We start from the raw sequence: 12,204 nt of genomic DNA, 5'->3' as shown, positions 1-12,204 counted from the left end.
GTTAAGACCTTGAGCCTTGAGCGCAATTCCGGATAGTGCATGAAGCTGATAACCTATTGAATACGAACAATTAAGAAACAATAGTCACTTTTTACCTATATTCACCACGGATTGGGGAATTAGAAAACTATAAGAAGCGAAAATAAACTCATGGATGAAAAAAAATCCGGCGACGCCTCGAAAATTTCACTGTTGGCAGCATGTAAGAAATATGTAGATCAGCGGATCGATAATGCCCGGCAGGCAATAGCCTCAGCAAGCGAAGCGGCTTCGGACGACACAAAAAGTAGTGCCGGCGATAAATTTGAAACCACACGTGAAATGATGCAACAGGAATTGACCCGCCATCAGCAACTACTGGCAGAAGCAAAACGTATGGACCAGGTACTAGCTAACTTGGATACCCGTGTAGATGGTGGACCTGCGAGACTAGGCAGCTTAGTGGTAACAAATCACGGCATCTTTTTTATCGCCATCAGCATCGGCCAGCTACAGGCCGACGGGATGTCCTACTGGGTGATTTCGCCCGCATCACCGTTGGGCCAACTGTTGATCGGCGTGAAAACAGGCGAGCAAATCGTATTCAATGGCACGATATACCAAATTACCAATATTGCATAATGTTAGAAGTCCGCCGGCCACTAGAATCCATAGCCAATGGAGATACCGTATCCTTTATTGCGCATACTGCCCCCCGGGTTCTTACCGTCTACATCCGGCGTTAAATTGGCGACACCAAACTGACCGTGGAGCTGTAGTGTAAATCTTGGCGTAAATTGATATCCCACAATGACGTTCGCGCCATAATCCCAAGGTTTCCCATAGAGGTAATTGCCAAATTCACCGTCTGCAACATCATTCCTGAAAATGACGTCGCCACGGCTTTCGGTGAGTATAATGTCGCCAACCGCTACCTGCCCCTCAGCTTCCCATTTCCCGCCAAGCCCATAGCCCACATAGGGGCCTGCACCGACTAGCAGGTTTCCGGCACCGGTCCATAGTTTATAAAGTAGATGGAGCGGCACCTCGACATAAGCCGCAGCGGCCCGGAATTCTTTGTCTGCATCCGCTAACCCACCACCATTTTGTTTAAACCCCTTCCCTACGTACATGGCTGCGGGCTGCAGGTAGAGCCCCATCGCCAAAGGGATATCTACGGTGAGCCCAGCCTGCACACGTGGTATCATTTCGGTAGGCTGACGCTCACCGGCGTCATCGACGAAACTGACACTGGAAAAATTCACTCCTGCACGTATGCCAACGATCGTTTGGGCTTGGCTAGGGATGGAAAAGATAAACATTGCGATGATTAATCCAGTGATTCGGGCGTGGAGACGTTTCATTTAGTTCTTAGTTATTTAGTTGTTTAGCTTTTTTAGTCGTCATAAAACATACATCAGTCCATTGCTGATGCATGTTTCATGAATCATTGTCAATTATTTAGCCGGCACCAACATTCCGATGTTGTTCGTAAAAGGCAAAGGCATTTGGCACCGTGTTCGAAGGATAAACGGAGGTAGTTAGGGGAACGCTACAAGCAATGGAAAATAATATCAAAAAGCCCCGAAACGGGGCCCTTCGTTATTGGTAAATCTAAGGCACATCAAGGAGCGTACACGTTGTACAAGACGGAAGTGGGACGCCCATCCGGGAGCAGCAAGCTCGCTGCTTGGGTAGTGTACGAATTAAAGGCCCCTACCAGTAGCGTGCATACAATATATAGCACGATATATTTCACGGTCTCAATCAATTGCTTGGAACGATACTCTTGGAGACGGAAGATCAAAATGGTTGACTGTACTAATCGAAAGCTCGTTGGCCGCCCCTTGCGGCAAAATAACCACAGCTTTCAGCTCCGGCAAATCTGACATTGGTACGGCATCATCTCCATTGGTATCGAAACGTTGATAAACGCCGTGTTCGGGAAACCGGGCGATTAACTGATTGCCGTTGTAAATATTGAACTGTTTAATCCCCGACTCCACATCGGCGTCTGCTTTCCAGCGCAATTCCACAGCAACATTGTGTAAACGCTTACTCGATAACCCGTAGGGCGCCGGGGGTGGCGTACGATCAATTACCGTTCCTGTGATGACGTACTCTTTCCATTTCGCCGCTGTCATCGAATCTGGCAACCAAGATAAATCTCCAGGTGCCTTCCGATAATCGGTATATTTATAGGTATTCAACGACAGGGTATCACCCAGCCAACCGGTTTCTTCACTTATATCGCGCATGGACGAATGTGAAGGCGAGTCCACAGGAAGGCGCTTAGCCAACGCCGACTCATAAAACGGAATCGCCATATAACGCACAAAGCTATAATTGTGGTTTTGATAAGGCGTGTAGGCTATACTGGCCAGCCCGCCGGCTGCGCGCAATCGATGAAATGTGTTGACTGCTGTTGCCCAGCATTTCCCATTTGGTGAATTGCTGTCATTTGCACCCGCATGGCGAATCATTACCGGTATTTTCAGCGCTTCCTGTGGATAGTCCCACTGTGGGTCGAAAGCGGGCGAATAACAAAATGCGGCCAATATCCTTTCAGGATAATCCCGCATCATGCCCAGCACCCAGTGGCCGCCACCTGAGTGCCCCCAAAGTAACCACGGCACATTGGCTAATTCTAGGTGGTGAGACATCTCCCCTATTTGGGTAAGCGCAGCCAATAGCGATGGACCGGAACCCGATTTGGGGTCACGCCATTCATAGCATCCCGATTGATAGTATAGATCAGGACCTACAATTGCAAGCCCCCATTTTTTGGCAAATGCCTGGTATTGTACATCATATGCCGTCGATATGCCTCGCCCTTCCATTCCGCAACCGTGTTGATGGACGAAAACGCCACGTACGGTATCTACGTCTTCGGGGATAAACAGCGCGTATACCGCCGAGTCATTACTGACTGTATTCTTTACCACCACACGGTATACCAAGCCATTGTTTGTAACCTCTTTTTCTACCCGCGAAGCGAATAGGCCGGTCACTTCCTGGCTACCAGCGCCGTACGAAGATGATAGCACTATACCAATAATGGCCAATATATTATACCACCTATTTCCCATAACTAAAATTTAAACGTCCTAGGGGTGCGCTATCCCCGGTTACATAGTAATCCATGATGTCATCGTATTGCGCAACATGGTCGGCCACCTTAAACTCAATCGCACAGTTTTTCGGCGTCAATCCAAGTTGTTCCAATGGTATAGCCACCTGCATGACATTACCGTTCATTACATACTCCGCTTCACCGCTATCTACCCAATCGTAACCACCTACAGATCGCTCTACGGATGTATGGTTTAATCCGGGTTTCCGATTGATGATATAATGATAACCTGCAAAATCCTCCTTCCCGGTAGCGCTAATGAGGATATTCATCCAATTGCGGTCAGTGCCGTTATAAGGCGTTATGTCCGCATGTGTCTCAATCCGAAAATACAATTTTTCTTTATCATGGGTCACTTTAATTTCCGTAATGTCGTTGCGGTTACTGTTGTCGACATAGTTACCTGTTCCAGCCGCATTGGGAGCGTCTCGAGGAAGCGCGTCGCCGGCAAAATCGACGTACACGGTTTCTACGTTTTGCCATTGATCGTCATTCTCTTTATGGATATCGATCGTGATAAGCGGGTATCGACCGGTCGCGCGTCGCTCCTCAAATTTAAATTTTCTTGTATTTTGGACCAGCTGCAGGTAAAAATTATCATTATACCCACCCTTCATCATTTCGATATCCCTAGAAAATTCAGGGTTGTACACATCAACAAAAAACACACCTGCCGATTCGTTTTCATATTTGATGGCCATCCATTCGTTGAATGAGGTAACCAACACATTGTCAACCCTTCGATCACTTGCAAACACAGCGGCCCACATGGTTTGGAAATTGGCACCGGCCGTCCAGTCTGCTTCTACTTGCTTAGTGCTATGGTTGTAACCGCGATTACACTCGTGATGCATACTGCTGGCATAAATGACGGAATGGCTATGCTGAGCAACCGGCACGGCGACCGTTCCATTGTGATTCCATTGCGGATATTGCCAACTCATCCACGGCAACGAATATTCATTGTATTCGCCGTTCGGCCATTGGGACTCACGGACGTCGAAATATGCTTTCATGGCGGGCTTGATAAAATCGGTAAACTTGCCCGATTCGAACAAGGTGCTTTCAAACCGTGTCTGGTCTGACGCATTTCCGTTCGCTTCAGTGATACCGACAATCATCGGCTTCCCATTTGGTCTAAACCAAACCGAATCGTATTTGCCCGAACGATAAAATTGCTCATACAAGCGATCTACGGTATTGCCCGAATGCGAGTTGGTATAAAAAACGACCTTCGGAGCCGAGAAGCCCTGCTCTTGGAATTTCATAAGGGCGTCGAGCAGGTTGAACGTGGATGACGGATACAACACATTGTTGGTGGCATCGATGCACAGATAATCGATAGAAGCATTCGTAAGCAGCTCGATATGCCGAGTAACTACCCAAGGGTCGCTCATGGTATAGTAACCATACAGCGGCTCACCCCAGAAATGGAACTCTTCAAGCGGACTTTCCGGGGTCCCCTCAGGATTGAACAAGGCATCGGGATTGGTTTCAAGAAGTTTTTGGATATCGTATATCCCCCGTTGCCCGGAATGATGCTGTCCCAACCAAACCGAATAAAACACCCCCACATACTTGGGATGGTCAGCCGACTTGCCCATTACATCGATTCGCCTGCCTAATGCATCCGTTGCCGAAAGGTTTGCTAACGAAAACCAATCTTTTGGGGTAGCATGGCTATTATGCTGTCCTTTTGTTACCAACGTAGATGTATGGAAACATCCAGTGAACACCAGGCTAAGCAAACCTACGATTGTGAATCTCATATCATTTAAAATCAAGCTAACGATTACCGAGCGAAAATAGCATTGTTGACAATGAAATCATAACTCCCTGAACCGATTTCTATGATGATAGCATCTTCATTGCTCTCCAGTAATTCTATGCCAGCTGCATCGGCAAGATTACTTCCACTTTCCCGAACATCGGCTTCACTTGCCGCCGGTAGATAGACCCGCGCGGTACTATTTGGCGGAATGGTGATATGCCACGTCAATTGTTGATCATCTTTTTGCCAATGACTCTCAATTGGGCCATACACGGATGTGTAACTTGCGTCTACATAATCCAGTCCTGCCGGAAACAGTGGGTTCATCACTAAACCTTTGAAGCCCGTTTTCTCTGTATCTGACTTGATGCCGGCTAAGTATTCGTAATACCAAATCAGCAAATCACCCAAGAGCATTTGATGATTCCACGAGTTCATGAGCGGATGACCGGTGTTGCCGTTCCAAAGTTCCCAAATGGTGGTCGCCCCGTGCTCAATCATATAACCCCAGCTGGGGTAGGTCTTCTGCGTGGCTACCGTATAGGCAAGGTCTGGCTTGCCATGGTCGGAAAGCCCGCGCATATACCACATGGCTCCCATAATACCCGTGTGGATGTGGTTACCATATTCCTTGGTTTTTTCAACAATCCGTTCAAAGACAGCGTCACGGTTCGCGTCTTCCACCAAACCAAATGTCAATGGCAAGAGATTGGCTGTTGTCGTGTTATTGCTATAATAAAAGCTGTCTATATTAAAGAACCGCTCATTGAACGCGTCCTTCACTTTTTCCATGCGATTGTCGAAATGCACGACATCATCACTTAATCCCTGCAATTCCGCGAAATTCTTCATCAAGGTCAGGCAGTAATAGTAGTACGCTGCTGCAACCAGTCCGCCGTCTGTAGTACGGGCCGGATCGGCGGTCCAGATTACTTCCGTACCTTCTTCGGGTGCCACACACCAATCGCCGTAAACATCAACAAGCACCAAATCATTTTCCGCATAGGTATCCCACATGTATTCCACCCACTTTTTCATATTGGGATAATAGGTGCGGTATGTAGTGTTGTCGGCAAATTGCTTACGCAACATTTCGGGAATGATGACAAACGCACTGGGATAAGTCACGTTGTCCTTATGCACAATCCAGTAGGCAGGCACCACATCGGGGATACTTCCGTTTTCGAGCTGCGCCACCCGCACATCTTCCATCCACTTGGCGTATAGCCGCGAGTTGTCAAATAGAAAACTCTCGCCGTAGGAACTCATGATCCGGTCGCCCAACCAGGCCACACGTTCATCCCGTTGCGGGCAGTCCGTTGGTATACCGCGGTAGTTGCCCCGGATGGTCCAATAGGCATTTTTAAAAATTTGGTTGAGCGTCTCATTGGATGATTCGAAACTCCCGATGGTTTGCACATCATCGTACACCACCTGCCCTTCGAAATCGTCGGCAGTGGGCGGTGTGGTAAGCCCAAACACTTCGACATACCGGAACCCATGATAGGTAAATATAGGGTGCCACTGTTCTTCACCCTCACCCGACAAGACGTAGGTATCCGTCGTCTCTGCCGTCCGTAAGTTTGCGGTATACAATGTATCGCGATTGGCTATCCGTTCGGAAAACACCATCCGGATGGTATCGCCCCGGTTGCCCCGCACGTTTATCTTCAACCATCCTACCATGTTCTGCCCCATGTCTACGATATACGACCCTTTGCCAGTCTGGTACACCTCTTTTGGCTGAAGTTTTTCCTTGACACGGATATTTTCGTTTTCTTGCGCGTACAAGGTACCCGCCGGGGCATCCATTACATCAACGGGCACCCAAGCCCCATCATCGAAACCCGGTTCATCCCAACCCGTCAGCACCATTCGCGCATCGTATTCTTCGCCGTCGTATTCATTATTCGCGCGGATGGGCCCTTGGTCCGTCACCTTCCAACTTTCATCCGAGGTAATATACTCCACACTTCCATCTTGGTACACCACGCGAATCTGTATCAGCAGCCGGGGGAAGCCGTACGTAACCTGTGTGATCCCGGTAACCGGATTGGGACTGTTCCCGAAATCGCGCATATCGAAAAAGCGGCCATTACCGAGAATCACGCCGACGACATTTTGACCGTTGCGCAGCTGGCTGGTCACATCGTAGGTGTTGTAGGGCACACGCTTGCTATAGTCTGTAAGTGTGGGGGCAAGCACATCGTTGCCAACCTTCTCACCATTAATATAGCATTCGTAAAGCCCCAGTCCACTGACGTAGGCGGTCGCCTCCTGGATTTCTTTCTCAATGGTGCTTTCTTTACGGAGGTACCTGGCTGCAAGTCGTGTGCGTTGTTCAAACGGCCTATCACTGGTGCTAAAAGTATCTAGTCCCACCCACGTTGCCTGCCAATCGGTCGGATCAAGCATGCCCATTTTCCAGTGACCCGTTTCGCTCCAAACGGAGTCACCGTGGTTTGTCCAAACCATCACTTTCCAATAGCCATCCTGATAGCTATCCAGTGGCGCACCTTGGTATGAAACGTGGACACTGGAATCAGCCATAACCTTTCCGCTATTCCACAAATCGGCTTCGTCTGCCGACAGACCTGCTTCAGACGATGCTACAAGTATCTGATACGCCGTCTGCTCCGTTGCCCTGGCCGATGCGTTGAGCCGCCAGCTCAATCGGGGGTGTTGCTGTTCGACACCGAGAAAGTGTTTACGGCCTTCAACCCGCAACGTATTGACCTCAAGGCTTGGTTGCTGTAAACCGCAAGATGAAAGCAGCAGAAGCGAGGCAAAGAAAAATCCGAATCGTGACATTATCTTCCAATCATTAATATATAGTTAATTAGCATGTACAATCCGCATGGCATTAATATAATAGAATCCGGTACTGTTCGTATTGTTTTCTCCCATCGTAATGGTTACGGTGATTTCACCATTGTCGTCTGCTTCAACCCCTTCCGCACACGCAATATCCGAAGAATTTACAGCGGTGTTTTGGCTCACAGACACCTCATTTTTACCTTTAGCGATAAACTTCGTGTCCCGATTATCCGTTACAGACATCCGGGAGCCGAAGAAACATAGATCATAGGTCGCATTTTTTTCGAGCCCGGTGAATTTAATAACGCTTTGCTCAACAAGAATGCCGTTGAAAGCAGCTCTCGAATTCCCATAAAGCGAGCTTGACGACACATTTCCGGGCATATTCAGCGGTGTGTTGGTTGTGCCCGCACCCGTGTCATTCCGTCCGCCAAATCGCTCAACCACCGTGAGGGAGACACCCGTAGGGTCACCATCGGCATTAATCAGATCTGGAATAACGCCATCTACGGCCTGTTCAAAAGTCAGTACATTCCAGCCTGGAGGATTCCCTAGGCCAAAGCTAACCTGAATGGCGTCTCCATCCTCAAAGGAAATCCCGTCGCCCTCCTGGTAATCCACCAGTTCCGTCACCTGATTCGGCTCCAACACGGCAAAATGAGCGGCATGCTGCGCAATGTCTTTGTTATAATCCGATACGGCTGAGGGCTTGAATGTGTTCCCCACGACCGACTGCCCGAACAGCTTCTCAAACCACGTGCAGGCCACCGTATATCGTCCATAACTCTCCTCCAGGTGAGACCCATCGCGATTAAAATTATCGCCGATGAAACTCGTCCTTCCGTTCTGGATGGCTGTGCCCGCGGGAACGATGATATCAATATCCGCCAGTTGCTGCGCCTTGTTGTACGTATCTACAATCGCCTCATACATGGTTTGCTGGTCATTCCCGTAGTTGGCAAAGCCGGCATGGGTGGCATGTTGCGCATAGGCCCACGTCTGATGCAGCACGTACTTGGCATTTGGGTTTAGGGCGAGTTGTTTAACGTATTCGACCAGCGCCGGCAACGGAGCCTCGAACGTCTCGTACATGCCCGAATTTGAACTCACCTGCTGAAAACTGATATAGTCCCACGGCTCACTTGTCAAGATAGGCTCAATCGGGTTATCAAATGTGGTTGTTTTAGCACCGCTCGCATCGATTTTGGTGTAAATGTAGGGTGCCGCACCACTCTCCGCATTGCTGATATGCTGTTCCAACGACCCGCTGGCTATGGCCAAATTGCCGATGATGACGGGTATATTGGCCGCTTTGGCGAGGTCATAAAGGTAATTCTCCACGGCATCGGCAGAAAAGCTGTTGCCGATGGTAAGAATACGGGTTATCCCGTCGGGCTTTGGATTTACGGTGATCTCGTACGTAGCGACCACTTCCAACCGATCGATAGCGATGAACTTTATCGTGGCTTTTCCCGCTTGAAGCCCCGTAAGTGTGACCGAAAAATCCTTGTTCATCGCGGCCGAAACAATAGCCGGATTGTCCGATTTCCAGTTGTAGCGGCCTGCGGGATCTGTCACTTCCCCTCCATTGAAAATGGGTTTCAGCTCAATCGTTTCACCAATTTCAACACGTGCGCTGGATTGGTCTAGCGTAATGGTGTAATCCGGCACGGTGGGGGTGGCATCCTTACATGAATAAAGGGTAACCAAAAAGAGTGTCAGCAAAAACACACCAATGGTTTTTCCTGAAAAATTAATGAGTGTATTCATAATGAAGTGTTATTAGTTAGTCAATTTTAGTTCCAATCCGATTCAAAATGATAGTCCCCCGAAGGCACGGTAAATACCGCGTAGGCTCCCTCTTGGCGCTCAAAAACGGCGTATGTATGTTTTTGATAGGGTTTCCCATCAATGGTCAATCTGCGAAGCCCAGCGGCGGGCACATACACCGTTGCCACGCTGTTGCCAGGAACACCCACTTCAAATACAAGTCTATTTCCGGTTTTATGCCAAGCACTTTTTACCTCCCCACGTATACTTTGATAGGTTCCCTCGCTGGCATCCAAACCCGACGGAATATAGGGCTTGATGACAAACGCTTCAAACCCCGGCTTTTCGATCGTCGGCCGGATGCCCAACAGGTATTTATATAACCATGAGCCCACAGACCCCATCATCGGGTGGTTATGCGAGTTCATGGAGCCTCCCGTTTCGTATTCCCACCGCTCCCAAAGCGTCGTCGCCCCGTTTTCGATCATAAAGCCCCAGCTGGGATACGTGGTCTGTGTCGCGATTCTATACGCTACATCGATATGCCCGTTTTCAGTAAGTTCCTCCAATAGGTATTTGGTACAGATGTTTCCCGTGGTTAAATGGTAACCCCGCTCTTTGACATCTTTCACAAGGCTTTCGACGGTCCGGACTTTCCGGTCGCCCTGCGCCAACCCGAAAGAAAGCGCCAGCGAGTTGCATGATTGGTTGTTGGTGCCATATCCGCCAGCCTCCTCATCCCAGAATTGGTTGTTGAATGCGACACTTGTGCGCGTTGCCAGCGCCTGGTACGCAGCAGCATCCTGTTGTTTCCCGATGATGGAGGCTATTTTGGCCAGGATATCGGCACTGTGGTACAGGAAACCTGTGGAAACCAGCGGCCCAGGCGTGTTTTTGGAGATAGCGCCATACCCCGCGCCTTCTACACCAAACGCTGCCGGTGGCGACCAATCGCCGTAATAGCTATACTCCAATATACCGGCATCATTGGTCCGGGTATTCAAATAGTCCACCCAAGCTTTCAGCCCTGCGTAGTGTTGATGGAGCACTTGTTTGTTACCATAATACTCATAGCTGCTGAAAGCCAGCAATAAATAGCTTGCCGAAACCGGATCCGCCGGCCTCGCTCCGTACCGATACGGCGCAGTACAAGTAATCCGGCCCAGTTCATCTTGTGTATCGGCCACATCGGCCAAATATTTCGGATAAAACCGCGACATGTCGTAATTATAAATGGCCTGCTCAATCCGTACGGTCATATCATTCATCCACCCCATCCGTTCGTCGCGCTGTGGGCAGTCGGTCGGGATGCTGTGTAAATTACTTGCTTCCGTGCGTTTCACCATCAACCAGATGTCATTCAGCAGTTGGTTGCTACTGTTGAATTGCCCCGCATCGGCCACAGCGGAACGCACGCGCTTTATGGTAAAATCTGATAGTTGTGGCGCTGTGGGGTATCCTTCAATTTGGACGTACCTAAATCCGTGATAGGTAAACCGTGGTTCCCACGTTTCGCCGCTCGGATCCCCTTTCAACACGTAGGTGTCCGTCGCTTCGGCTGTCCGTAGGTTTTCCTGATTGACCGTCCCATCATCATAGACCGTTTCGGCGAATCGCATGGTGATGACCTCGCCACGCGCACCGGTAACATTCAATGCAAGCCAACCCGCCATATTCTGTCCAGCATCAAGCACGTATACTCCAGGAGATACTTCATTGATAACCACCGGATGGAATTCTTCCACCACCTGAATAGGCTCCAGGTGCTGCGATACCATTTGACCGCCGGGCGACTCTACTATGGAAGCATATCCCCAAGTCTTATTGGGCAGCCCCTTGATAATCGTATCGGTAGGTAGCAGCCATTCTTCCTGTTCCAGACGGGCATCATAGTACTCGCCATCAAGAATCCCCGACCGAACAGTAGGCCCTGTCGTTACCGTGCGGACATCGTTTGAGGTAATACGCCGGGTGGTACCGTCGGCAAACGTCAGGTCCATCTGCAACCGCATTTTAGGCACGCCATACCAACCGGGTGCAACGGAAATCAGCATCACATTATCCTGTTCCAGGAAATCCGACACGTCAAACGTCGTATAATAGACCCGCTTGGAATAATCGCTCGTAGCGGGGTCAAGTACATTTTTTCCTACTTTTTTCCCGTTGATCGATAGCTCGTGATAGCCAATTCCGGCGAGATATACCTTGGCAGATGTAACGTCTTGGGGGCAATGAAACACATGGCGGAAATACAGCACTTTACCTACCCATCCAAAAGGGAATCCGGTCCAATCTGCCTGCCAATCCGACTGGTTCAACAACGCGGTTTCGAATACCTTCACATCACTTTCTACCTCGTCGTCTCCGCGTGCGTCCCAAATCCGTACTTTCCAGTAATACCTGCGGCTGCTCTGCAACGCTTCACCCTCATAACGTATCCCTACAGATTGGTTAGACTGTACTACCCCACTATCCCAAATGTTCCCTTCCAAGTTGGCAAGCTTATCGGGCGAATCGGCCACCAGCACTTGATAGGCACGTTGCTCGATACCATGCTGGTTGCCTGCTATTTCCCAACTAAAATGTGGCTGCGCTATCATCAGGCCAATCGGCTGATCCGCATATTCTACTTTCAGGTTGGCCAACCGTAAATCTTCTTTGCCCCAGGCCGCATTTGCGGTTGCCGTCCATATGGCGAGGGAGAGGAAAAATATGTATTTTACTCGTGTCATAC

General features: G+C 49.3%; 7 protein-coding genes. 1 reads left to right on the top strand and 6 read right to left on the bottom strand.

What is annotated here, in order from left to right; all coding sequences use genetic code 11:
* The first annotated feature begins 150 nt into the window (after positions 1–150).
* Positions 151–621, top strand: a complete 471-nt coding sequence (locus tag VNQ80_RS19270; protein WP_325641764.1) for a 3-oxoacyl-ACP synthase — start codon at positions 151–153, stop codon at positions 619–621.
* Positions 622–641: 20 nt separating this feature from the next.
* Here VNQ80_RS19270 and VNQ80_RS19265 read toward each other — a convergent pair whose 3' ends face one another.
* The 6 genes from VNQ80_RS19265 to VNQ80_RS19240 all read right to left on the bottom strand — a co-directional run bounded on the left by VNQ80_RS19265 (position 642) and on the right by VNQ80_RS19240 (position 12,202).
* Positions 642–1,343 (bottom strand): porin family protein, encoded by a 702-nt coding sequence (locus tag VNQ80_RS19265; protein ID WP_325641761.1) that lies wholly within the window; start codon positions 1,341–1,343, stop codon positions 642–644.
* A gap of 399 nt (positions 1,344–1,742) precedes the next feature.
* Entirely contained in the window at positions 1,743–3,068 is a 1,326-nt protein-coding gene (locus VNQ80_RS19260; protein ID WP_325641760.1) for a hypothetical protein, read from the bottom strand.
* Positions 3,058–4,881 (bottom strand): hypothetical protein, encoded by a 1,824-nt coding sequence (locus VNQ80_RS19255; RefSeq protein ID WP_325641758.1) that lies wholly within the window; start codon positions 4,879–4,881, stop codon positions 3,058–3,060. The genes VNQ80_RS19260 and VNQ80_RS19255 overlap by 11 nt, the downstream gene beginning before the upstream one ends.
* Before the next feature lie 23 nt (positions 4,882–4,904).
* Positions 4,905–7,694 carry an alpha-L-rhamnosidase gene (locus VNQ80_RS19250; protein WP_325641756.1) on the bottom strand — a complete coding sequence of 930 codons (2,790 nt, stop codon included), beginning with the start codon at positions 7,692–7,694 and terminating at the stop codon, positions 4,905–4,907.
* 24 nt (positions 7,695–7,718) lie between these two features.
* Positions 7,719–9,470, bottom strand: a complete 1,752-nt coding sequence (locus tag VNQ80_RS19245; protein WP_325641754.1) for a DUF4886 domain-containing protein — start codon at positions 9,468–9,470, stop codon at positions 7,719–7,721.
* Between the two features lie 26 nt (positions 9,471–9,496).
* Positions 9,497–12,202, bottom strand: coding sequence for an alpha-L-rhamnosidase (locus VNQ80_RS19240; RefSeq protein ID WP_325641752.1), 2,706 nt, complete (start codon positions 12,200–12,202; stop codon positions 9,497–9,499).
* Positions 12,203–12,204 lie beyond the last annotated feature (2 nt).

The sequence above is a fragment of the Parapedobacter sp. genome, assembly GCF_035556095.1.
GTDB lineage: Bacteria > Bacteroidota > Bacteroidia > Sphingobacteriales > Sphingobacteriaceae > Parapedobacter.
Note: the sequence above shows the minus strand (reverse complement) of the source record. Positions and strands in the feature narration are given on the sequence as shown.

Coding starts and splice junctions, on each gene's coding strand:
- VNQ80_RS19270 (WP_325641764.1), top strand. CDS start 151: ATGGATGAAAAAAAATCCGGCGACGCCTCGAAAATTTCACTGTTGGCA.
- VNQ80_RS19240 (WP_325641752.1), bottom strand. CDS start 12,202: ATGACACGAGTAAAATACATATTTTTCCTCTCCCTCGCCATATGGACG.
- VNQ80_RS19265 (WP_325641761.1), bottom strand. CDS start 1,343: ATGAAACGTCTCCACGCCCGAATCACTGGATTAATCATCGCAATGTTT.
- VNQ80_RS19260 (WP_325641760.1), bottom strand. CDS start 3,068: ATGGGAAATAGGTGGTATAATATATTGGCCATTATTGGTATAGTGCTA.
- VNQ80_RS19255 (WP_325641758.1), bottom strand. CDS start 4,881: ATGAGATTCACAATCGTAGGTTTGCTTAGCCTGGTGTTCACTGGATGT.
- VNQ80_RS19245 (WP_325641754.1), bottom strand. CDS start 9,470: ATGAATACACTCATTAATTTTTCAGGAAAAACCATTGGTGTGTTTTTG.
- VNQ80_RS19250 (WP_325641756.1), bottom strand. CDS start 7,694: ATGTCACGATTCGGATTTTTCTTTGCCTCGCTTCTGCTGCTTTCATCT.